Origin of the sequence: Vibrio furnissii CIP 102972, from assembly GCF_000176175.1 — a bacterium.
Taxonomy (GTDB): domain Bacteria; phylum Pseudomonadota; class Gammaproteobacteria; order Enterobacterales; family Vibrionaceae; genus Vibrio; species Vibrio furnissii.
Map to the genome: position 1 here is coordinate 1,386,455 of NZ_ACZP01000014.1, position 20,893 is coordinate 1,407,347.

36 protein-coding genes are annotated in these 20,893 nt (G+C 48.9%); 31 read left to right on the forward strand and 5 right to left on the reverse strand.

Features of this window, described 5'->3' with window-relative positions; genetic code table 11:
- Positions 1-2: 2 nt before the first annotated feature.
- From infC to rplT, 3 genes are all read left to right on the forward strand, one after another.
- A complete protein-coding gene (infC, locus tag VFA_RS16450) occupies positions 3-554 on the forward strand; it encodes a translation initiation factor IF-3 (RefSeq protein WP_081454227.1) in 552 nt (183 codons plus the stop codon).
- A gap of 111 nt (positions 555-665) precedes the next feature.
- Positions 666-860 carry a 50S ribosomal protein L35 gene (gene rpmI / locus VFA_RS23485; protein ID WP_004727973.1) on the forward strand — a complete coding sequence of 65 codons (195 nt, stop codon included), beginning with the start codon at positions 666-668 and terminating at the stop codon, positions 858-860.
- 42 nt (positions 861-902) lie between these two features.
- A complete protein-coding gene (gene rplT / locus VFA_RS16455; RefSeq protein WP_004727974.1) occupies positions 903-1,256 on the forward strand; it encodes a 50S ribosomal protein L20 in 354 nt (117 codons plus the stop codon).
- 317 nt (positions 1,257-1,573) lie between these two features.
- Here the strand turns inward: rplT and VFA_RS16460 are convergent, their stop codons facing one another.
- Positions 1,574-2,392, reverse strand: a complete 819-nt coding sequence (locus tag VFA_RS16460; RefSeq protein WP_004727975.1) for an FTR1 family iron permease — start codon at positions 2,390-2,392, stop codon at positions 1,574-1,576.
- Positions 2,393-2,405: 13 nt separating this feature from the next.
- A complete protein-coding gene (locus VFA_RS16465) occupies positions 2,406-2,729 on the reverse strand; it encodes a cupredoxin domain-containing protein (protein WP_038152082.1) in 324 nt (107 codons plus the stop codon).
- A 349-nt stretch (positions 2,730-3,078) separates the two neighbouring features.
- On the opposite strand from VFA_RS16465, the gene VFA_RS16470 reads away from it, so the two are divergent.
- The 7 genes from VFA_RS16470 to VFA_RS16490 all read left to right on the forward strand — a co-directional run bounded on the left by VFA_RS16470 (position 3,079) and on the right by VFA_RS16490 (position 6,239).
- Positions 3,079-3,297 (forward strand): VF530 family protein, encoded by a 219-nt coding sequence (locus VFA_RS16470; protein ID WP_004727977.1) that lies wholly within the window; start codon positions 3,079-3,081, stop codon positions 3,295-3,297.
- 184 nt (positions 3,298-3,481) lie between these two features.
- Positions 3,482-4,282: a 2'-5' RNA ligase family protein gene (locus VFA_RS16475; RefSeq protein WP_038152364.1), complete on the forward strand. Its 801-nt coding sequence runs from the start codon at positions 3,482-3,484 to the stop codon at positions 4,280-4,282.
- A gap of 85 nt (positions 4,283-4,367) precedes the next feature.
- The gene (locus VFA_RS16480) at positions 4,368-4,835 is read left to right on the forward strand and encodes a pyrimidine dimer DNA glycosylase/endonuclease V (protein WP_004727979.1); all 468 of its coding nucleotides are present in this window, start codon (positions 4,368-4,370) and stop codon (positions 4,833-4,835) included.
- 124 nt (positions 4,836-4,959) lie between these two features.
- Positions 4,960-5,133, forward strand: a complete 174-nt coding sequence (locus tag VFA_RS23925; RefSeq protein WP_004727980.1) for a hypothetical protein — start codon at positions 4,960-4,962, stop codon at positions 5,131-5,133.
- A gap of 110 nt (positions 5,134-5,243) precedes the next feature.
- Positions 5,244-5,660 carry a GNAT family N-acetyltransferase gene (locus VFA_RS16485; protein ID WP_004727981.1) on the forward strand — a complete coding sequence of 139 codons (417 nt, stop codon included), beginning with the start codon at positions 5,244-5,246 and terminating at the stop codon, positions 5,658-5,660.
- Positions 5,661-5,665: 5 nt separating this feature from the next.
- Complete coding sequence (locus tag VFA_RS23490; RefSeq protein ID WP_081454486.1) at positions 5,666-5,863, forward strand: DUF1289 domain-containing protein; 198 nt, start codon at positions 5,666-5,668, stop codon at positions 5,861-5,863.
- 100 nt (positions 5,864-5,963) lie between these two features.
- The gene (locus VFA_RS16490; protein ID WP_038152085.1) at positions 5,964-6,239 is read left to right on the forward strand and encodes a DUF4242 domain-containing protein; all 276 of its coding nucleotides are present in this window, start codon (positions 5,964-5,966) and stop codon (positions 6,237-6,239) included.
- 196 nt (positions 6,240-6,435) lie between these two features.
- Here VFA_RS16490 and VFA_RS16495 read toward each other — a convergent pair whose 3' ends face one another.
- On the reverse strand, positions 6,436-6,618 hold the full coding sequence (locus tag VFA_RS16495) for a hypothetical protein (protein WP_004727983.1): 183 nt from the start codon (positions 6,616-6,618) through the stop codon (positions 6,436-6,438).
- Positions 6,619-6,833: 215 nt separating this feature from the next.
- Between VFA_RS16495 and VFA_RS16500 the strand changes: the two genes are divergently transcribed.
- The 6 genes from VFA_RS16500 to VFA_RS23025 all read left to right on the forward strand — a co-directional run bounded on the left by VFA_RS16500 (position 6,834) and on the right by VFA_RS23025 (position 10,336).
- The gene (locus VFA_RS16500) at positions 6,834-7,247 is read left to right on the forward strand and encodes a GFA family protein (protein ID WP_004727984.1); all 414 of its coding nucleotides are present in this window, start codon (positions 6,834-6,836) and stop codon (positions 7,245-7,247) included.
- A gap of 217 nt (positions 7,248-7,464) precedes the next feature.
- Positions 7,465-7,821, forward strand: a complete 357-nt coding sequence (locus tag VFA_RS16505) for a MerR family transcriptional regulator (RefSeq protein ID WP_004727985.1) — start codon at positions 7,465-7,467, stop codon at positions 7,819-7,821.
- A 56-nt stretch (positions 7,822-7,877) separates the two neighbouring features.
- Positions 7,878-8,267: a carboxymuconolactone decarboxylase family protein gene (locus VFA_RS16510; RefSeq protein ID WP_004727987.1), complete on the forward strand. Its 390-nt coding sequence runs from the start codon at positions 7,878-7,880 to the stop codon at positions 8,265-8,267.
- 28 nt (positions 8,268-8,295) lie between these two features.
- On the forward strand, positions 8,296-8,691 hold the full coding sequence (locus VFA_RS16515) for a GFA family protein (RefSeq protein WP_004727988.1): 396 nt from the start codon (positions 8,296-8,298) through the stop codon (positions 8,689-8,691).
- Between the two features lie 60 nt (positions 8,692-8,751).
- Entirely contained in the window at positions 8,752-9,657 is a 906-nt protein-coding gene (locus VFA_RS16520; protein ID WP_004727990.1) for an EamA family transporter, read from the forward strand.
- Positions 9,658-9,934: 277 nt separating this feature from the next.
- Positions 9,935-10,336 carry a hypothetical protein gene (locus VFA_RS23025; RefSeq protein ID WP_050780278.1) on the forward strand — a complete coding sequence of 134 codons (402 nt, stop codon included), beginning with the start codon at positions 9,935-9,937 and terminating at the stop codon, positions 10,334-10,336.
- A 130-nt stretch (positions 10,337-10,466) separates the two neighbouring features.
- Here VFA_RS23025 and VFA_RS16530 read toward each other — a convergent pair whose 3' ends face one another.
- Positions 10,467-10,940 (reverse strand): peroxiredoxin, encoded by a 474-nt coding sequence (locus VFA_RS16530; RefSeq protein WP_004727991.1) that lies wholly within the window; start codon positions 10,938-10,940, stop codon positions 10,467-10,469.
- A gap of 261 nt (positions 10,941-11,201) precedes the next feature.
- On the opposite strand from VFA_RS16530, the gene VFA_RS16535 reads away from it, so the two are divergent.
- The 9 genes from VFA_RS16535 (at position 11,202) to VFA_RS16575 (ending at position 16,916) form a co-directional block, all read left to right on the forward strand.
- Positions 11,202-11,615: a GNAT family N-acetyltransferase gene (locus VFA_RS16535; RefSeq protein WP_004727992.1), complete on the forward strand. Its 414-nt coding sequence runs from the start codon at positions 11,202-11,204 to the stop codon at positions 11,613-11,615.
- A 42-nt stretch (positions 11,616-11,657) separates the two neighbouring features.
- Complete coding sequence (locus tag VFA_RS16540; RefSeq protein WP_232281752.1) at positions 11,658-12,287, forward strand: class I SAM-dependent methyltransferase; 630 nt, start codon at positions 11,658-11,660, stop codon at positions 12,285-12,287.
- 235 nt (positions 12,288-12,522) lie between these two features.
- Entirely contained in the window at positions 12,523-12,993 is a 471-nt protein-coding gene (locus tag VFA_RS16545) for a GNAT family N-acetyltransferase (RefSeq protein ID WP_004727994.1), read from the forward strand.
- 83 nt (positions 12,994-13,076) lie between these two features.
- The gene (locus tag VFA_RS16550; RefSeq protein WP_004727995.1) at positions 13,077-13,613 is read left to right on the forward strand and encodes a DUF924 family protein; all 537 of its coding nucleotides are present in this window, start codon (positions 13,077-13,079) and stop codon (positions 13,611-13,613) included.
- 263 nt (positions 13,614-13,876) lie between these two features.
- Complete coding sequence (locus VFA_RS16555; RefSeq protein ID WP_004727996.1) at positions 13,877-14,353, forward strand: HAD family hydrolase; 477 nt, start codon at positions 13,877-13,879, stop codon at positions 14,351-14,353.
- 9 nt (positions 14,354-14,362) lie between these two features.
- Positions 14,363-14,905, forward strand: coding sequence for an isochorismatase family protein (locus VFA_RS16560; protein ID WP_004727997.1), 543 nt, complete (start codon positions 14,363-14,365; stop codon positions 14,903-14,905).
- A 71-nt stretch (positions 14,906-14,976) separates the two neighbouring features.
- On the forward strand, positions 14,977-15,459 hold the full coding sequence (locus VFA_RS16565) for a GNAT family N-acetyltransferase (RefSeq protein ID WP_256619710.1): 483 nt from the start codon (positions 14,977-14,979) through the stop codon (positions 15,457-15,459).
- A gap of 132 nt (positions 15,460-15,591) precedes the next feature.
- Complete coding sequence (cyaB, locus tag VFA_RS16570; protein WP_004727999.1) at positions 15,592-16,152, forward strand: class IV adenylate cyclase; 561 nt, start codon at positions 15,592-15,594, stop codon at positions 16,150-16,152.
- 32 nt (positions 16,153-16,184) lie between these two features.
- Positions 16,185-16,916 (forward strand): glucose 1-dehydrogenase, encoded by a 732-nt coding sequence (locus tag VFA_RS16575; protein ID WP_004728000.1) that lies wholly within the window; start codon positions 16,185-16,187, stop codon positions 16,914-16,916.
- On the opposite strand, the gene VFA_RS16580 is transcribed toward VFA_RS16575, so the two are convergent.
- Complete coding sequence (locus VFA_RS16580; RefSeq protein WP_038152090.1) at positions 16,913-17,599, reverse strand: tRNA (adenine(22)-N(1))-methyltransferase; 687 nt, start codon at positions 17,597-17,599, stop codon at positions 16,913-16,915. The two genes, VFA_RS16575 and VFA_RS16580, sit on opposite strands and share 4 nt — an antisense overlap.
- 193 nt (positions 17,600-17,792) lie before the next feature.
- On the opposite strand from VFA_RS16580, the gene VFA_RS16585 reads away from it, so the two are divergent.
- The 6 genes from VFA_RS16585 (at position 17,793) to VFA_RS16610 (ending at position 20,841) form a co-directional block, all read left to right on the forward strand.
- A complete protein-coding gene (locus VFA_RS16585) occupies positions 17,793-18,224 on the forward strand; it encodes a VOC family protein (RefSeq protein WP_038152092.1) in 432 nt (143 codons plus the stop codon).
- Between the two features lie 102 nt (positions 18,225-18,326).
- Positions 18,327-18,836 (forward strand): YbaK/EbsC family protein, encoded by a 510-nt coding sequence (locus VFA_RS16590; protein ID WP_004728004.1) that lies wholly within the window; start codon positions 18,327-18,329, stop codon positions 18,834-18,836.
- Complete coding sequence (locus tag VFA_RS16595; RefSeq protein ID WP_004728005.1) at positions 18,836-19,216, forward strand: SpoIIAA family protein; 381 nt, start codon at positions 18,836-18,838, stop codon at positions 19,214-19,216. The genes VFA_RS16590 and VFA_RS16595 overlap by 1 nt, the downstream gene beginning before the upstream one ends.
- Positions 19,217-19,261: 45 nt before the next feature.
- Positions 19,262-19,618, forward strand: coding sequence for a hypothetical protein (locus VFA_RS16600; RefSeq protein ID WP_004728006.1), 357 nt, complete (start codon positions 19,262-19,264; stop codon positions 19,616-19,618).
- The gene (locus tag VFA_RS16605) at positions 19,606-20,040 is read left to right on the forward strand and encodes a MazG nucleotide pyrophosphohydrolase domain-containing protein (RefSeq protein ID WP_004728007.1); all 435 of its coding nucleotides are present in this window, start codon (positions 19,606-19,608) and stop codon (positions 20,038-20,040) included. Before VFA_RS16600 ends, VFA_RS16605 begins: the two co-directional genes overlap by 13 nt.
- Positions 20,041-20,202: 162 nt before the next feature.
- Positions 20,203-20,841 (forward strand): alanine--tRNA ligase-related protein, encoded by a 639-nt coding sequence (locus VFA_RS16610; RefSeq protein ID WP_004728008.1) that lies wholly within the window; start codon positions 20,203-20,205, stop codon positions 20,839-20,841.
- The last annotated feature ends 52 nt before the right edge of the window (positions 20,842-20,893 follow it).

The window sequence follows — 20,893 nt, forward strand, 5'->3', positions numbered from 1 at the left end:
CTATTAAAGGCGGAAGACGTGGCCAAGTACCGGCCAAACAAAACCAGCACCGTTTAAACGGTGAAATTCGTGGCGTTCGTGAAGTTCGTTTAACAGGCGCTGATGGTGAATCTGTTGGTATCGTTTCGATCCAAGAAGCACTAGCAGCAGCCGAAGAAGCTGGTATGGATCTTGTCGAGATCAGCCCTAACGCCGAGCCACCAGTCTGTCGTGTGATGGACTATGGCAAATTCCTCTTCGAAAAGAGCAAAGCTGCTAAAGAGCAGAAGAAGAAGCAAAAGCAGATCCAGATTAAGGAAGTTAAATTCCGTCCTGGGACTGATATTGGAGACTATCAGGTAAAACTACGCAACCTGACTAGCTTCCTTGAAGAAGGCAACAAAGTGAAGGTAACAATTCGCTTCCGTGGCCGAGAGATGGCTCACCAAGACATCGGTGTTGACGTTCTGAATCGTTTGAAAGAAGACACAGTAGAATTTGCTGTTGTGGAATCTTTCCCAACGAAGATTGAAGGTCGCCAGATGATCATGGTTCTAGCCCCTAAGAAGAAGTAATTAACGGCTTGCAAGTAATCAACCTGGCCGAGTTACTTGAAGTAACGCGGTTGGGTTTATTCGCCCTAATTACGTTGTTTATTAAACTACTACAATGCGGAGTTATTCATCATGCCTAAGATGAAAAACAACAAAGGTGCTGCTAAGCGTTTCAAGAAAACTGCTGGTGGTTTTAAGTTCAAACACGCTACCAAACGTCACATCCTGACTAAGCGTACAACTAAGAACAAACGTCAACTACGTCCAAACTCAATTCTTCCTAAATGTGAAGTTGCGGGTATCGTTCGTTGTCTGCCATACGCTTAATTTGTTTTTAGTTTTTAATTCGTTTAGTTTAGGAGAAGCATAATGCCTCGCGTAAAACGTGGTGTACAAGCTCGTGCACGTCATAAGAAAGTTCTGAAACAAGCTAAAGGTTACTACGGTGCACGTTCACGTGTTTACCGCGTAGCTTTCCAAGCAGTTACCAAAGCTGGTCAATACGCTTACCGTGACCGTCGCGCTAAGAAACGTCAATTCCGTCAACTGTGGATTGCACGTATCAACGCAGCATCTCGTCAAAATGGTCTATCTTACAGCCGTTTCATCAACGGTCTTAAGAAAGCATCTATCGAGATCGACCGTAAGATCCTGGCCGACATCGCAGTATTCGACAAAGCAGCATTTGCTGTTCTTGTAGAAAAAGCGAAAGCTGCTCTGTAATTAGCAGTTCAGGTTTAAGAGGAAGGAGAGCATCTGCTCTCCTTTTTTCTTGCCTGCTATTTGCTCGACACGTGTTTTTGGCCGCCTTGTTATGGGTTTTCGTGGTCATCGACGAATCTCGCTCCTTTATTCTATTTGCCACATTGTTCTGTTCAAAGTCACGTCTTAAAGCGAGCCAACCCTACCTTCAGTTTTTCTGTGTTTGACCAACGTTTTCGTCCAACCGATTGCACATTCAACGCCCTCAAGATATATACGCTAGCAACAAAAATGGCCCCTCAATCAGGAGCCATAAACATGTGATAAATCGTGAAGCGTTATGCTTTGCTTTGGGTTGGATCTGAGCGGCTTGCCCAGCGCATGCCTGCTGCAATGACGAGAATCGTCACCACATAGAACACCAATTGAATTGCGGTTGGGCGGGCTTGATAACCGACCAAGATATGCAGCAATTGGCCCAGCATCGAACGCTCCGACAAAATCGCATTTGAATTCCACAGTGGCGCCTGCGCGGTGAGGATCCCCGCTTGCATCAAATAACCGGCTGCAGAAGCGGCTAGGCCTGCGGCTAAGAAAAGAATCATCCAGCCTGTGACTCGGAACAACCAACGTGTCGGAATGCGGAGTAACCCAAAATAGAGTAGGGAACCGGCAATCACACCGGCAATGACGCCCAATGCGCCGCCTGTTAGCATGGATAAACCGGAGTCACCTCCCGCGGCAATACCATACAGGAACAGAACCACTTCCGAGCCTTCACGCAGCACCGCTAATCCTGTTGCGACGGAAAGAAAATACAATGGCAGTGAGCCGTCGTTGATTTGCGAACTGACCTGTTTTAAATGGGCAACCAGCTCGCGTGCATGTTTCGACATCCAGATGTTGTGCCAAGCGAGCATGAGAACTGCGGTGAGCAAGATCCCAGCGTTAAATAGCTCTTGGCCCATGCCTTCGAACGTCGATGCAATCGCGCCAGCAGAAAATGCGACGATCAAAGCGCCAAACAAGCCGGCAGTGACACCACCGAAAATCCAACGCGTACGACCGGGTAAGCCTTTTGTTGCGGCCATCAGAATGGTCACAATCAATGCCGCTTCCAACACTTCACGAAAGACGATAATGGCTGAACTCAACATGAGTTGTCCTCGCTTATTTTACAATCAGTGAACCTTGAGCGGTGTCTTCATGGAACTCACCAAAGAATTCGAATTCGCCTGGGCCGAAAGGACCCACTAAGACGGTGATTTGGCTATTGCCCGCAACCACTTTTTCCGCGTGAAAATCTTCGCCTTCAAACTCTTCAGCCGTATCATCGAGGTTTTTAACGATCAGTTTGACCTGTTGATGCGCTGGAATTTCGAGGTGCGCCGGGTTGAACTGATGGTCTTTAATGGTGATTTCAAATGTTGGGGTATCAGCCAAAGCCGGTAGGCTCGCGCTCAGCAGAAGTGGGAGAAGAAGGAACTTTTTCATCAATGAATATCTCTGTTACATCAAATAAGAATGGTTATTATATTTATTGTTAGTAAATGTAACAAATGATTTAATTTAGTAAATGCATAGATAAGGGTATGGATGTGCTGAGTTGAATTCGCTGATGCCAATACTGGAGTGACGTGACGTGCACAATGTGTCGCTTTGTACTGATGCCTCGGCACTGGTGCTGTGGTTTGGTCGGGGGCCGCTCTGTTTGAGTCAACGAATGTCGTTACGCCCGTTGGCCGCTCATAAAAGACATGGGGTGGATGCGAGGGATCTGTTAGACTGCCGCCTTGTCCCGTGGCATTGCGCTGCGGCAGATTTGACGATTGGAATAGAATTGATGAACCAAGCACAACCGAACAATCCATTACATGGGTTAACTCTTGAAAAAATCCTCACGCGTTTAGTCGAGCATTATGGTTGGAGCGGGTTGTATCGCGAAGTCCGTGTTAACTGTTTCGATAACGATCCATCAATTAAGTCGTCCTTAAAATTTCTACGTAAAACGCAATGGGCCAGAGACAAAGTTGAAGCGTTGTACATCAATACGTTCTCCTGATCACGACTTTGACCTCATTGGTTCAGGCCAGCGATATGCGTTGTGGGCCTTGAATACGCTTTGGGCAGAATACGCGCTTGGTGATGGGGTGGCTGAAAACGATGACACTTTGCCGCACAGTTAACGTTGTTGGCTCGTTTGCTTTGTTATGATGACGCCCCGCGACCCAATCTATTGGTTTGTCATGATTGAATCTATCTACCAACACATGTGGGACAACTTTTGTGACGCGATGTGTCATAACCGCTATGTCCAAGACCCTTATCTGACTTATCAAAGCGATACGCGCCGAGGCATAACGGCGTTGGCGTATTTGCAGTCCAACAGTCAGTTTCATCACCGACGGGCACCGCATGATGAGTCACGACATTATCAGTTACGGCAGAATCGGTTACGAAACGTGTCGCCACTTGAGTACCTGTCTTTAACGGCAAATATCGAGGCGTTTCTTGACCAAGTCAGAACGTTGGAACCTGAGCAGTATTATTATCCTCAAAATGAACTTCATATCACGCTGTTGTCGGTGATCTCTTGTGTGGCGGGCTTTCAGCTCACCGATATTGACGTTGCCCGTTACGCTGCGGTTTTTCAACACGCCTTACGTAATATCGAACCCATCGACATTGAATTTCGTGGGGTGACCGCCTCGCCTGAATGCATTGTGATTCAAGGGTTTCCGCAAGGAAACGGGCTGAACGCCTTGCGCGAACGCCTTAGAGATGAACTCCAGCGTTCAGGGTTACCAACGACGGCTGACAGCCGCTACAAACTTGTGACGGCCCATGCGTCTGCTGTGCGTTTTCGTGCGCCTCTCAACAATACCGAGGCGTTGCTTCAACTTTGCCAGCGCTATCGTCACCATGTGTTCGGCCGAATGACACTGTCTGCGTGTGAATTGGTGTTTAACAATTGGTATCAACAGCGTTCCGTCACGCAATCACTCGCGCAGTGCGTGTTGCTGGCTCCCGTTGGCGTCGAAAAATAGAGCAATCAAGCTGACGGAGCGATCCCATACGCTGGAATGACGTATTAAGAACGTTTGTAGCATCGGCCAATATGGGAGCCCAAGCGTGAATATCTTTATTTTGGATAACGACATCAAATTGTGCGCGCAATATCATTGCGACCAGCATGTGGTGAAAATGATTCTTGAGAGCGTGCAATTGCTGTGTACCGCTTTGAACAAGAAGGGATTTGAAACGCCTTATAAATCGACTCATATGAAACATCCGTGTGTTTTGTGGGTTGAAGAGTCTTACGACAATTTCTTATGGTTAACGGAGTTAGTGCGCGAGCTGAACGCAGAATATCAGTTCCGGTATGATAAGTCGGCAGACCACAAATCCATGGCAGTATTAGCGCAGATACAGCAGCACACCTATCCGGCGTTGGGCTTGACTGAGTTTGCTCAAGCCATGCCGGATGAATACAAAATACCGGGTGATGCCGTTCATGCGTATCGACGATTCTATGCGGGAGAGAAAATGGGCTTTGCACGTTGGACCAAACGCGAGTTACCAGCGTGGTTGAGCGTGTAAATGCACGGATGTGAGGAGCATGTTTACCAAAGCGCTAACGTCACGTGAACATTCACCGGACTTTCATTGGTTATAGTTTTCAATATCAAATATCGATATAAAACTCACTAGCGAGTCAGGTCCGATGAAAAACTATCTTTTAATTGCTGCTGTGTCTTTCACCCTGTTTGGCTGTCAACTCACGCGTGTTGAAGGGCGCGTTGATGACGTCGACGTGAAAGTCCATTCTGGTGATTCACACAGCAAGGATCGTGGTCATTTTTGCCCGCCAGGTCAGGCCAAAAAAGGCAACTGCTAAATTTATTTACTCTCAAAAAGCCAGCGTTGATCGTCTGGCTTTTTTTATGCGCAGGTGGCATGGTATCTCGATGAATTGCAACGCGAATATAACGTGATCAGGAAGTGAATATGCCAGTGACCATCACCACGACACCAACGGAAGCCGAAATAGAGATCATCCGAAATGGCTTACGTGAACACAATTTTCCTCATTTAGGCGATGTGTACCGTACCGATATTGCCTGTTTCACAGAAGATGAACACGGTGTCAAAACGGGAGGGCTTTATGGTGAAATTTTTGGCCATTGGCTGATGGTGAAGTTTCTTTGGGTCGACCAAAACGTCAAAGGTCGCGGACTGGGCAGCCAATTGTTGTTGCAAGCAGAAGCGTTTGCCCGTGAGAAAGGGTGCCACGCTTGTCTGCTGGATACGTTCAGTTTTCAAGCCAAACCGTTTTATGAAAAACTGGGTTACGAAGTACAGATGATCCTACACGATCATCCGGTGTCCACTGAACGCTATTATCTGACCAAATCGCTGGTTTAATCGTCATGGCAAGCACTGAGTCCGAATCGGCTGTTCCGTCTCCCTGTATCCGTAACTGTTGCCTGGATGATAACGATGTCTGTCTGGGCTGTTTTCGTACACTAGAAGAAATTTTGGCCTGGAACCGATCAAGCGAGCCTGAAAAGGCGGAGATTTTATTGCGCTGTGCTGCCAGGAAACGCGCCAAATTCAACCGCCGTTGAACTATGCCACTATGCGCTCAAGCCTTGCAATGACTGGTCTGTCAACTGATGAACGCGGGATCGCTGGTCTATACTTACCGGGTACAAACAGGAGGTAAGTATGCCTAAATATGTTATTGAACGGGATCTTGCGGGGGCGGGTAGCCTGACGCAGGACGATCTCAGAGCCATTTCACAGAAATCATGTAACGTATTGGAAGTTTTGGGCCCGAGAATTCAGTGGGTTGAGAGCTACGTGACGCCGGATAAAGTGTATTGTGTGTATATTGCACCTGATGAAGCGCTGATTCGCAAGCATGCGGAGATGGGAGAGTTCCCGGTCAGTGCAATCTACCTGGTGAATGCGGTAATTGACCCTACCAGTGCGGAAGCCTGAAAAAACAGCGACTCATGCAGTGTAATGAGTCGCTGCTATTGAATCATCCATGAAAACCTTACTCCTGTTGGTGTGTTCCGGTTTAGCGCCGATATCATGAATTCCCTAAGAGAGCACCAAGTGCGTTGAGCGTAGAACTTGGTACTCTGTACATCGTGATTTGCAATCATTCCCCGAAGGCAATAAACCCACGTCATCATGAGTCGATGACGAGATTGTTGTTCTCATCTGTGTACAGGCATGCCTGATTACGTTGGATCAACTGAACGGCATACGAAGGCGACACAGCGTGTAGCTGCCCTTTCATATGAAGTGCTGGTGACTCCCAAGCATCATCTTTGTACATGCCGGTTTGTGTGTACTGAATCAATACTTTCATGGAACTTCCTTACATCATTATCATTATTCGCATTTTTAAAATATGGCGAGAATTTAAGTTGTGCATCTGTTAAAAATGAAACATTATTTTTACCAATTGGCCGTCGCTCATTTTTGTAGGGTGAGTAATGATGACGTGCTACACACTTTCTTTGGTGTTTGAGCTCCGCTTAAACATCGAAAATGCGCTTTAACCTTTATCGATAGGAAATACGTATGGACTACCCAATTGAAGCGTCTTGTCAGTGTGGACAGGTAAGCTACAAACTCTTTACTGCGCCCAAAAAAGTAATCGCGTGTCATTGTCAGGAGTGTCAGAAACTCTCGACGGCACCTTTTAGCGTGACCGCGATGGTGCCTGCAGATGCCATTGAATTTAGTGGCGAGATGAACAAATGGGGGCGAGTTGCGGCCAGCGGAAATCAAAATGACGGGTATTCGTGCAGCACCTGTGGGAATCGCATTTATCAAATCAACCCGGCGCAACCTGAACTGATCAAACTCAAGCTCAAACCGGTGGGGCTCAAAAACGATGCGTTGTTTGAACCCCAAGCTCATGTTTGGGTGAGTGAGAAGCTCAGTTGGGTCGTGCTCCCCGAAGGGGTTCCTGCGTTCGACAAGCAAGTATGAGGCAGGTTGGTTGAGTGACAACGGCGAGGTGAACCGTTCGGTTCACTTCAATGTACGCCGATTCGAAATCATGACCACCAATCCGACGATAAACAACGGTCGCGCTTCTGTCAGGCATCGCGCTCTCGATACCGTGCATTCACCAGACCTCGTTGTTTTTCTCACCTCATCTATGAGCAGTGACACTGCGCCCACGATCCGATTGAACGAGGCTCCCATGAATATCAAAGCATTTTCCGAACTCACGGGTTTGAGCGCCTACACGCTGCGCTATTACGAAAAAATCGGACTACTAAAAAATGTCCAGCGCACACCAAGTGGCCGACGTGTCTACACCACGAAAGAGGTTGAATGGGTGCGCTTTATTGTGCGTTTGAAAGAAACCGGAATGCCATTGAGTGACATTTTACGGTATGCAGAGCTACGCGCTTGTGGCACAGTAAGCCACTTTGAGCGCCAACACCTGTTGGAAGAGCATCGAAAACAGCTTAAAGCGCATCTTGATGTGCAGCTGAATCACCTGAAAGCGCTGGATACCAAAATTGAATGGTACAAAACGCAGGATGGCCATTGACTTAGAGTTAACTCTAACATGTAAGGTTCTTTTGTTGTCTACACAGGAGAATCAACATGGAACATACACGCTTTGCGGCCGGTTTGGCCAAGCTCAAAGAGATCGATGGTGAAGCTGGTCAGAAGGTGATGGAAAGCTTGCAGGATATCTGCCCGGATTTGGCGCGCTACACGGTTGAGTATCCGTTTGGTGATATTTATCGTCGTGACGGTTTGGATCTGCGGTCGCGTGAAATTGCTACAGTGGCGGCACTCACCGCCCTTGGGCATTGCACGCCGCAATTAAAGGTTCATCTGAATGCTGCATTAAATGTCGGATGTACCGAAGATGAGCTCAAGGAAGTGATTGTCCAGATGTCGGTTTACGCGGGTTTCCCGGCGGCGCTTAACGGCATGTTTGCGTTCAAGGACGTACTGGCGGAGCGAGCATCGCCTTCGTCCCAATAAGCCATATTTTGGTTCTAAGGAAGGAACAATGATTAAACAAGTTGGCCCAACAACGATTCAGGAAAAGCATCGCGCGACGTGCCATTGTGGGACGGTAGAATTGGAACTCAGCTTACCGAATGGCATCGTGGATCCACGTCGCTGTGATTGTTCGATTTGTCGACGCAAAGGCGCGATTGTCGCTTCCGTCACTTTGGATGCAATACGCATTGTGAAAGGGCAGGAAGCGCTGCGCCTGTACCAGTTCAATACGAACACGGCCAAACACTACTTTTGCTCGGTGTGTGGCATCTATACGCATCATCAGCGCCGGTCTAATCCTCACCAATATGGGTACAACGTCGGTTGTTTGGACGGCGTCAACCCATTCGATTTAGGGGATGTTGTCACCAATGATGGTGTCAACCATCCTGCCGATCGCTAAGTCATCGCGCTGACCCACGTTAAGCGTCACACGCATCTGTTGTAAAGGGACGACACAACTATGGATAGTCGAAGTGTTTTCGCATCACTGCTGGTGGTGCTGATTTGGGGACTCAATTTCTCTGTCATTAAATTTGGCCTAGACGAGTTGCCACCGATTATGTTTTCGGGGTTACGCTTTCTCATTGTCGCGATTCCAGCGGTGTTTTTTATTCCGTTTCCGAAAACCTCGGTATGGAATGTCATTGGCGTGGGTGTATTTCTCGGCGTCCTTAAATTCAGTTTCTTGTTCGTCGCGATGAAAAGTGATGCTTCTGCTGGCATTTCATCTTTGCTATTGCAGGCGCAAGTGATCTTTACCGTCCTCCTGAGTGTCTTGCTGCTCAAAGAAAAAATCACCAAGGCGCAGTGTTTGGGGATCGCGATTGCGGCAATCGGATTTAGCCTGTTTTTCTTCGCTGCAAACGGCAATGTGACGATGACCGGCGTGACCATGATTTTGTGCGCAGCGCTGTTTTGGTCGATTTCCAACGTGATCATGAAGCGAATTAAAAACGTCAATCTGCTGCATTTTATGGTGTGGGCGAGCCTTGTACCGCCTTTGCCCCTGTTTGCTATTTCGTATTTTGTGGAAACACGTGACCCGTTGGCAGTATTGGCGGCAACCACGGCGCAATCCTGGTGGTCGGTGATCTATGTCGGCTACATTTCCACCTTGGTGGCCTTTGCGATTTGGGGATGGCTTCTCAACCATTATCCTTCGGCTTCGGTGACGCCTTTTGCGTTGCTGATCCCGGTCGTTGGCATGGTCAGTTCTAGCGTGCTACTGAATGAAACCATGAGCCATTTAGAAGTTTTAGGGGCGCTACTCATCTTATGCGGGTTATCGGTGTCGGTGCTGGGTGGCATCGTACTGAAAGCCGTTAAACGTGCAAACGCTCAATCGTTATCGAGCGAAAATAATTAAATATTGGGAGATTTAAAGTACACTTTCTTATTTTTGACTAGACTTAAAACGATGTCTTGTTTCGTATAGGAAATATGAAATAGAGGCACGTTTTTTTCTGCCAAAATAATAATAGGACGGCGTTATTTTTATTATCTCTTGTCTTAAAAACAACATGAGTCAAACTTTCCGATAAGGATGTCAATTCAAAATGATATTTATTGTTTCAAATCAAAGTCTATCTACGCTATTGGACTACTCTTTAACCATGTCTTACAGCGATATCCTAGGAGATAGCATGAACATTAAATCAACTTTGCTCTTAGTGGTACTTTTACTTTCTTCTTCAATGGCTTGGGCTGCTAGTTTTACTGGTAACACCGCTGGAACGATTCAATTTCGCGGTGCAGTGAATGAGCCCACTTGCAATGTAACGACGAATGGAATACGTGACTTAACCGTGACGCCGAATGGTATTACGACGAAAGGTGAAGTTGCATATCGCTTGAACAATCAGGATATAACCCAATTAACAATGGGGGTATCGGATTGTCACGGATATAAAAGAAATTCAGAAGGTGCTGATGCGTTAACAATAACTGCGCGGCAATCTCAACCCAATAATCTTGGGTATGTTGCCGGAACCGGAATGGTCGTCAGTTATGATGGAAAACACATTGTCACAATCGATTATGAATAATAGGAATTGAATGAGATATACATTTAATTTACTATCTCGGCGTATTATTTAGCATGAGTTATTTATTCAGTTAATAAAAAGGAAGGCGGTCAGCCTTCCTTTTTTTGTCTCAAATTTTTTGTTTCAACGATTACAGCGCTGCAAGAATAGCTTCTGCTTTGCTGACTTCAAATGATTTTGGTGCTTCGACGTTCAATGTCGTGACGACGCCGTTGTCGATGATCATGGCGTAACGCTGTGAACGCACGCCGCCAAATCCAGCGGTGTCCATTTCCAGACCCAGTGCTTTGGTAAAGCTTGCATCGCCGTCCGCCAGCATCATCAACTCAGAGGCATTCTGTGCTTCGCCCCAAGATTTCATGACAAACGCGTCGTTGACTGCAACACATGCGATGATGTCGACGCCTTTGGCTTTCAGTTTATCGGCTTGAACGACGTAACCTGGCAAGTGCTCTTCTGAGCACGTTGGGGTGAAAGCACCAGGTACGGCAAACAGCACCACTTTTTTACCTGCAAACAGTTCGTTCACGTTGTGGTGAACCATACCGTCTTTTGTCAGTTGGCTGAGTGTTGCTTCTGGCAGGTGTTGTCCTTGCTTGATCATGATATTTCCTTCATTTGGATGGAAGTGTTTCCCCGTTCTAAATGATATAGCCACTGGCAGTGCGACGACGTGCCGCACCATGCCGATGTGTTGGGGGAGAGATGGAAGTCTTCTTACAGTCTAGTCTGAATTCATCAATCTAAAAACAGAGAAACATTGGGGATATTGTGATATTTCTTCGATCCTTGGTTGTATGCGTATGGAAGCGGCGCTATGTTGGTAACTCACTGACATAACGCGACTTATCACAGGGAGTGACCCATGCACGTCGACTATCAAACCGGGCGTCCAATCAGCGCTGATCAATTTATTGCTCTGCTCAATGAAACCACGTTAGGGCCACGTCGACCAACGGACGATCGCGCGTGCATTGAAGGCATGTTGGCGCATGCGGATTTGCTTGTCACGGCGTGGATAGGTGAACGATTAGTGGGTGTTGCTCGTTCGGTGACGGATTTTTGCTATTGCTGCTATTTGTCGGATCTTGCCGTGTCGGAGCACATTCAAGCGCAGGGTATCGGCAAGCAGTTGATTGAGCATACGTTTGCCGCGCTAAAGCCCGGTTGCAAACTGATTTTGCTGGCGGCGCCTCAAGCGGTTGGGTATTACCCCAAGATTGGTTTCACTCAACATCACAGTTCATGGGTGATGTCGTCTGCTCAAGAACTGAAATAAAACGGAGGGACAACGTTCATCAACGAACGGTCTGTGAAGAACATGTACGTACCAACCCCAAAAGCGGATTATGACCCAATTGCTGAAGCGTGGCACAAACTCCGCACGCAGCTGCCTCCGCCTGATCTCGCACTGTTTGAGTTATTTCGCTGCTACATTCCGCCACATGGCTGCATCTTGGATTTAGGATGTGGCCATGGCGTGCCGATTGATACCATGATGAGCGCGCGTGGTTTTGAGGTAACAGGCGTGGATCGCTCCGAACGGTTGCTCGATCTTGCGCGTTCAGCCATGCCGCAACACCAATGGATTTGCAGCGAGTTGGAATCCTTTGAACCGACCGAACGCTATCATGGTGTGGTTATCTGGGACAGCTTGTTTCATCTTTCGCGTCAGGAACACGTGCCACTGCTGCGCAAAGCGTTTCAAGCGCTTGAGCCGGATGGTGTGTTGATTCTATCGAGCGGTGGCAGCGACGATGATCTACCGCCGTTTACGGATGTCATGCTCGGCCATGAGTTTTTTTACGATGCATTTCCTGTTGCCGCGCTGCTGCATCACTGCCGCGAAATAGGATTTCGTATTTTGCGCCATGAATTGGTCAATGAACCCGATGGCGGCCGCGATAAAGGGCGACTGGGCGTCGTGTTGCAAAAACCAGCCACGCCTTGATTGTTCGGTAGGCATGGGGCGGCCTAAAGCGTCCGTGGCTTCGCCTTTTCCCGTACACGGTCTCGGAAGGCTAAGGTAAAGATCATTCTGATGAAAGTGTTGTTTATTCGCTCTCAATCTGTTGGAGCGTCGTAAATTCCCCGCATCGTTTGCCGCAACCTGAGCATTCGGGGTTAATTTAACATCTTGCTTACGTTAGGATATTCGCCATGATTCACCGCGAAAGGACGCGAATATGTTGACGCTCCAGCCCATGTTGGCACAACACCTTGAACAAGTTGCCGAGTTGAAGGTGGCCGATGACCAACTCAAATTTGTCGGTACCATTGACGAGATTCTCGTTAATATCGACGACCAAATTCATCCTCACGTCTTGGTTGCCAATGGCAACGTGGTCGGTTTTTTCCTTATTGATACGACGTACAGCCTGCAATACGACTTTGCTGGTGCGCACAATCTTGGACTGCGTGCGTTTTTTGTATCGCAACAGGCGCAAGGGAAGGGCTATGGCAAGCAAGCGGCGGCATGCATGAAAACGTATCTGCACAGCAGCTATCCGCAATTTTCGCGCGTTTATCTGACCGTCAATTGCAAAAATCCCGGAGCCCGTCACTGTTATCTTCACGGTGGTTTTGTCGATGACGGCGAATTGTATCTCGGCGGCGCTGCTGGCCCACAACACATCATGCATCTTGATCTATCATGAGAATCTCCGCCGATTTTTCGCGTTTCTTCAATCACTTCCGTCGTCTGCGTATATACTTTTAATTCAACCATAAGGAGCGTGGCATGTATCAAAGTGTTCTGACGTTTTGGTTCAACGAACTGACCCCAGAGATGTGGTGGAAAAAAGAGGTGTCGCTTGATGATCAAGTGCGCGATCGCTTTACGCCGCTGCATGAGCAGGCGGTAAAAGGGGAGCTATTTCATTGGCGACAATGTCCACAGGGGGCTTTGGCGGAAGTCATTGTTCTCGACCAATTCTCTCGCAACATGTTTCGAGACACGCCCAGAGCATTCGCTCAGGATCCACAAGCGCTCACTTTGGCGCAGTTTGCGATTGAAAAGGGTTTTCACAAGCAGCTCAACAAAACGGAGCAAGTTTTCCTCTATTTGCCATTCATGCACAGTGAATCGCGGTTGATCCACGCCGCCGCGATGGATCTTTACAGTGAATTGGGCGAGCAAGTGAATCTCGATTTTGAAATGCAGCACAAAGCCATCATTGAGCGTTTTGGCCGTTATCCCCATCGAAACGCCATTTTAGGCAGGCCATCGACTGAAGAAGAGCTGGCGTTTCTCAAACAGCCCAACTCCGCATTTTAGGTGACACCGCGATCGCAATCGGTTCTAGGAAAACAGAAGATTGCTACGCACAAACGAAGCTGGCGTTCAGCGAATATGGCCCGGCGGCAATTCAACAAGCGTTCAGTGTGGTTGAGGACGTGGCTTTTGCTGAACTGATGGGGGGCGCGGAACGTACAAAGCGATATGGGTTCGTTCGAGAAGTCTCTCGATCAGAAAAAATTACAGACGCTGAGCGAGTAAGGGATGCGTTGGGTTCAGCGCTCAATTAAGGAAAGGCAAACATGACCTCCATTTATCTATTTGATTGGGGTGATACCTTGATGGTGAACATGCCATCATATCAGGGCAAAATGTGTGATTGGCCGAGTGTGGAAGCCACGCCACAGGCGCTTGAAACCTTAAGAATGCTTAGCCAACACGCGCAGGTTTATGTCGCGACCAATGCCGATGATTCGACCGAAGCGGATATTCAACAGGCGTTTGCACGGGTGGGGTTAGATGACTTTATTCAAGGTTATTTTTGCAAACAGACGTTGGGTTTTGCGAAAGGAACGCCCGAATTTTTTGCCACCATTCTTCATCATCTCAACGTGCGTGCTGACGCGATCACCATGGTCGGCGATACACTCGAAAAAGACATTTTGCCTGCGTTAGATGCTGGCATGCAGGCGGTTTGGTACAACCCGTCACATCAAATGGCCAGCAAGCCTTATTCAGGGTCGGTCATCCACTCATTGGCAGAACTCATTGAAGAGTAGGGATTCGCGATGCTAGGGAAACACAATACGGGATTGATTGTGGTCGACATTCAGGGCAAGTTGGCGCAAATCGTTCATCAAAGCGAGGCATTGATCCGCAATGTTCGCGCGCTGATTCAAGGCGCGCAGGTGTTGGAACTCCCCATCATTTGGCTTGAGCAAAACGCGGCCAAATTGGGGCAAACGCATCCTGACTTGGCCGAATTGCTGTCGCGCAGCGCCCAACCGATTGAGAAGTTTCATTTCGGCGCGGGTAACGAGCGCCTTTTTGTGGAAGCGATTCAACAGGCTGGCGCGACAAACTGGCTGGTGTGCGGCATCGAAACGCACATTTGTGTGTATCAAACGGTGTCGGGGCTACTCGCAGAAGGGTTGCATGTTGAAGTGGTACAGGATGCCGTTTCTTCGCGAAGTGAAGCGAATCTTGCCTTGGGGCTGAAGAAAATGGTTCACCAAGGCGCGCAGTTAACGTCAGTGGAAATGTGTTTGTATGAGCTGGTGGAGGATTGCCGCGCCGCAGAATTTAAACCGATTTTACAATTGATTAAGTAAAGCGCGCTGGTGAACATGATGCTTGACGGGATGGATGTTGCGATAAAGAATGTGACCTTCTTTTCGAAGTCATCAAGGACACATCAGCAATGGACATTGCAGTCGATAATCTACAAGAATCTGGCGTTATTCGTTTGTTGGAAGAGCATCTGGCGGACATGTACGCCACATCGCCTCCAGAAAGTGTACACGCGCTGGATGTTGAGGCACTGAAGCACCCATCGATTACATTTTGGGCCGCGAAAGATGGTGGCGAAGTGCTTGGTTGCGTCGCGCTGAAAGAGTTGGACGCACAGCATGGAGAAATCAAATCGATGCGAACGGCATCTGCGGCGCGTCATCGCGGCGTGGCCTCGCAGCTGTTGTTACACTTGATCAACGAAGCCAAGGCGCGTGGATATCAAACGTTGAGTCTGGAAACTGGTTCTGAAACGTTTTTTCTGCCAGCGCGCACGCTGTATGAGAAAAACGGTTTTCGCTATTGCGAGCCTTTTGCCAATTACCAACCCGATCCCAACAGCAAATTTATGACCCGTGATCTGACTGAGCAATAAGGATAAGAAGGCAGCAACTCATGCGGCCTGTTTGTTAAGGTGCTGTATTCCTCGGACGCGTGTTTCCTCAATTCTCTCGTTGTACGCACTCAGCCGCGCGGGCTTGCTCGAGTGTGATAGGAGCTTTCATTGATGAGTCAATCCCATTTTTCCGGTCGTTATGAAGTGGAGCTGAAATATCGCATCGCTTGCAAAACACAGTTTCTTCATCAGCTCAGCCAGATGCCTCATGACGTGATGTTGGAAGACAATCACGAACGTGACGATTACTTCGATACGCCGCAGCGCACGTTGCGTGAGCAACACAAAGCGTTGTGCATTCGTGACATGCAGCCATCAGGCATCCGTTTGTGGATCGTCAAAGGCCCGGGAGATGATTGTTGCCAGGCGACCAATATCACCGATGTGGATACGGCGAAAAACATGCTCATGACCATGGGGTATGAGTGCGTTCTGACGATGCAAAAGACGCGCAGTATCTATTTTGTCGGCGAGTTCCATATCACCGTGGATGTGTTGCCGGGAATTGGCGAGTTTGCTGAGTTTGCAATCATGACCGACGACGAAAGCGCACTCGCGATGTATCGCGCGCAATTGGTTGAGTTGGCTGCGCGGTTTGGTTTAGCAGAACAGGATCGAGAACATCGCGCATATCGTACGCTGTTTGAACAGCATCAAACCCACATGTCCTAGCAAAAATATAGGGACGAGTTTCAAGGATGAGTATGAATCAAGTCGTTATTGTCACCGGCGGAAGCCGAGGAATTGGTGCCGCAACGTCGCTGTTGCTGGCACAACAAGGATACGCGGTCTGCGTGAACTATCGCGCCAATCGCGCCAGTGCCGACAAGGTGGTCGAAGCCATTACGCAAGCGGGTGGCCGCGCTTTTGCTATGCAAGCGGATATTGCCAAGGAAGAGGATGTTGTCGCCTTGTTTACGGCGACTCAGCAGCGTTTTGGGCCTGTGACCCATTTGGTCAACAACGCTGGCATCTTGGACAAACAGAGCCGTTTGGTGGAAATGAGCGTCGCGCGGTTTCGTCATGTGCTAGACACCAATGTCATCGGCTGTTTTCTCTGTTGCAGAGAAGCGCTCAAGCAAATGCCATCCGGTGGTGCAATTGTCAATGTGTCGTCTGCGGCCTCCCGCAGCGGTGCGCCGTTTGAATACATCGACTACGCAGCCTCAAAAGGGGCGATGGATACTTTGACCAAAGGGTTGTCGCTCGAAGTTGCAGCGCTGGGCATTCGCGTGAACGCGGTGCGGCCGGGCTTTATCTATACCGAGATGCACGCCGATGGCGGTGAACCGGGACGCGTGGATCGCTTAGCGCCCAACATTCCGCTTCAGCGTGGTGGTACGCCGGAAGAAGTTGCCAACGCCATCGCATGGTTGTTGTCGGATGAAGCCTCGTACGTGACCGGCTCCTTTATTGATCTGGCGGGTGGACGTTAGTTGCCGAGTTGAACGGCCTGATAGGCTGCCAAAATTGGCGCCACTTTTTCAGGCGAGCTCTGCTGCATGCGCGCGTAATGCGCCAGCAGCTTGGCATGATAGCGTTGAGCAACGTCGCGATATTCGTTGTTGGGGCGCCAAATTTGCGAGCCGACCATCGAGACTGGGTCATCCACTGGGCTGGCGCTGTTGACGGCCACGTGCAGCACTTCGTAGTAGCGTCGGTTATCTTCCAGCAGCGTTTCTGTGATGCACTGCGCGCCGAGTTGATGTAACTGCTGACGCAACGTGTAAACATGATGCACCGGACACAGCAAAAACTCGATGGCCGTGTTGGGGTGGTCGGTTGTCACGCGACTGACCAGCTCCGACATCAAATCACCGCCGACACCGGCAATGATCACTAAATGGGTGCCAGCATAATCAGACAACGGCAAGGCGCCGACATCTTGGCAGTGGGTTTGCCAGTGAAAACCGCTATCTAGTGGAAAATAGTGCTCAAGCCGCTGCTGCACCAATGCCATAAGATCGGGCACGATATCCACAAAATGCACATGAGTCTCTGCCATGCGTTGTAGCAATGTCATTCCCAAAAATCCGTGGTCACAGCAACAATCCCAAATGTGGTCATAGTGTTGCGTCACAAGCTTTTCAATGGTCTGCAGGCGTTTACTCAGTTTCATTCATTCACAGCAAAGTCGTTCAAGAGGCGCTATTGTAGAGATTAGTGTGACGTTGGCGAAGTCATTTCTGCTCAAATCAAAAGGATGGTGACAAAGGAGGCCTACGTCGTGACGATAACTGAGCGAAACGCTCCGCTGCGCTCGTACAAGTGGTTATCGCGAACATGGGAAGCGGAAGTTCTGGAGGCAAATGATGATCAACATTCGTGGCTTGGATCATGTGGTGCTGCGTACCACCAAGCTGGACCAAATGCTGCATTTTTATCAAACCTTACTTGGCTGTCAGCTGGAACGCGAATTGGCGCAGGGGCTTACTCAGCTTCGCGCTGGCAATGCGTTGATCGACATTGTGACGGTGGAGAGTGAACTCGGGCAATTGGGCGGCCAAGCGCCACAGCAAAATGGACGCAACGTCGATCATTTCTGTTTGCAGATAACGTCCGTCGATGAAACTGAACTGACGGCATTTCTCGACCGTCACCACATTCCCCATTCGGATTTCGCCGAACGTTATGGCGCGCAAGGTTTTGGTCGCTCGGTGTACCTTGATGACCCTGAAGGCAACGTCGTGGAGCTCAAACCCTATGTTGAAACAAGTGAAGCCAGTGCGGTAAACGCTCAGTGACCGATGCGCATTAATCAACGCGAAGCGTACGTTAAACGGGTTGCGGCCGAGTGAGTGGCACGTTATGTTGGTCATTCAATGCTAAACAAGGAAGTCAACGTCATGAGTCAGGAACTCAAATCCTCGTCGCAACGTGTGCAGGATTTTCTCTCTCGCCACGGTCAACAATTTGTGGTCAGGCAAATGCCGGCATCCACCCGCACCGCAGCCGAAGCGGCTGAAGCCGTTGGATGCAACATCGGGCAAATTGCCAAATCGCTCATTTTTAAAAACAAAGCGACCGGTGAACCGGTGTTGATCGTCGCCTCGGGTGCAAACATGGTGTGTACACGCAAAGTTGAACAAGCGACGGGCATCAAATTGAGCAAAGCGGACGCGGATTTTGTTCGCGAGAAAGTCGGGTACGCCATTGGTGGTGTGCCACCGGTCGCCCATCATGCGCAAGTGACGACCATTATTGACCCATCACTCAAACAGTATGATGCAATTTGGGCGGCCGCTGGCACGCCGAACTCCTTGTTTGAACTACACTCAAACGAGTTGGAACAGCTCACTCAGGGGACTTGGGTCGAACTGGCCAAGTCGCCCCATATTCAGCAAGAGGAGGCGTGATGAGTGTGCAACGACACGGCATTTCCATCGGGTTAGACAGAATCGACGATCAGTTTTTCGTGGTCATCAAAGCGGTGGGAACCTTGACGCATCAAGACTATGAAATCATGACGCCGATGCTTGAGGCGGCGCTGGTCAAAGTGAATGAACCGAAGGTGAAAGTACTGTTTGATGCCACAGCGCTGCACGGCTGGGAACTGCGTGCAGCGTGGGATGATTTTAAGCTCGGCCTCAAATTCGGTTCTGACTTCGATAAGATCGCGCTGTATGGTAAGCCCGGTTGGCAAGAGTTAGCGGCCAAGATTGGCAGTTGGTTTATCTCAGGCGACATTCGTTTTTTTGAAGATGAGGCGCAAGCACTTGCATGGTTGGCGTTGTGAATGCAAATTAGCCATGTTCAATCCCAAGTAAAGAGTAAATATTGAGTGAAATTTCAACGTTATTTAGGGTGTGCTGTTCTGGCGCTGATGGCGATGCCAGCATTCAGCGCCACGTTAGAAACGCCGCATTATGTCATCGAAGTGACGCCACAATGTGAAGAAGGCAATGTTTCTTGTGACAATGTCACTTATGTCGGGCGTGCAAAAGAGAGTGGTAAGCTGATTGCTCTGAAAGGTGAGACGCTGCACATGAGGTGTCAAGATGGCAAAACGCCGTGTCGTTTTCTCGGCTATCACTTTGTGAACGGCAATACCGAATACCAAGTGTTGGAAAACGGTATTTTACGCGTGGTACAAAATGCCAAAGTGATTCTTGAAGAGAGAGGTCAATGGCAACACTAACACAGACGCTGGGCTTGAATGTTGAAGCGTTATTGGCGATTGCGCAGCGTAAAAACCGCATCGATCAAGCCAGTGATTGGTTTCATGGCGCGCAAACGTATCTGACGGAAATACATTCAGAACTGCAAGAAGTGCAGGATGAGATTCCGCATCAACGTCGCTGCTTTTTGGAAGAAGAACTGGGGGATGTCTTGTGGGACTATCTCAATCTGTTGCTGTCGCTAGAGCAAGAGAGCGAGATTCAAATGGAAAGCGTGATTGCTCGTGCGTGTCAGAAATATGAGCAGCGCGTGGGAGCCATTGAACAGGGCATGTCTTGGGATGATGTCAAAGCGCAGCAGAAAATGACACTGCAAGCGGAACAGGATGCGTGGGATGCAAAAACAACGTCCGCCGTCGCCGCGACGGTGGAAAGCCGTTAATGTAAAACGTTGCGATTCATGATTGATCCATCGTTTTCTAACCCCTATTTTTTCAAAGCATTTTTATCACGCTTTTTGATGAAGTATGTTTCATTAAGCATCTCTCATTAGGCACTTCTCATTAAGCATAAGCACAGAAGCGTAACAGAAGAGACACAAGGAATGTGTAAAAAGCAATTTTGGGTCAACCCCTATCAAACGGCGCATTTGACCAAAGTGAGTTGGCTCGAAGGCGATCAGGTCGAGCTGGAAGAAACCATTTTCTATGCTGAATCGGGCGGGCAAGAGAGCGATACGGGCACCATTGCCGGGATCACTGTACTCAAGGCTGAAAAACAAGGACGCACGATTCGTTACACGCTCGAGCAAACACCAGCTTTCTCCGTGGGCGAAGAAGTGTGGGTCAAGATTGATTGGCCGCGTCGCTATCAGCTCATGAAACTGCATTTCGCCGCCGAGTTGGTGTTGGAGCTGTTTTACCAGCAGTTTTCAAACGTTGAGAAAATTGGCGCGCATATTTCCCAAGATAAAAGCCGTATCGACTTCTATTGGCCGGAAAGTATTGCGCCGCTGTTGCCGAGTGTGACAGAGCAAGCCAATCACCTGATCGCACAAGATACGCCAATCCTCAGCGCCTTTTCCGATGAAGCTGAAGAGCGTCGCTATTGGCAAGTGGAAGGCTTTGCCAAAGTGCCGTGTGGCGGCACGCATCTCAAAAGTACCGGTGAAGTGGGGCCGATTCGCCTCAAACGTAAAAACATCGGTGGGGGCAAAGAACGTGTCGAAATCTATCTGACATAAAAACAAAATTCTCACATGATGATAATTTTGTTTTTACATCGTGTCGCATCCC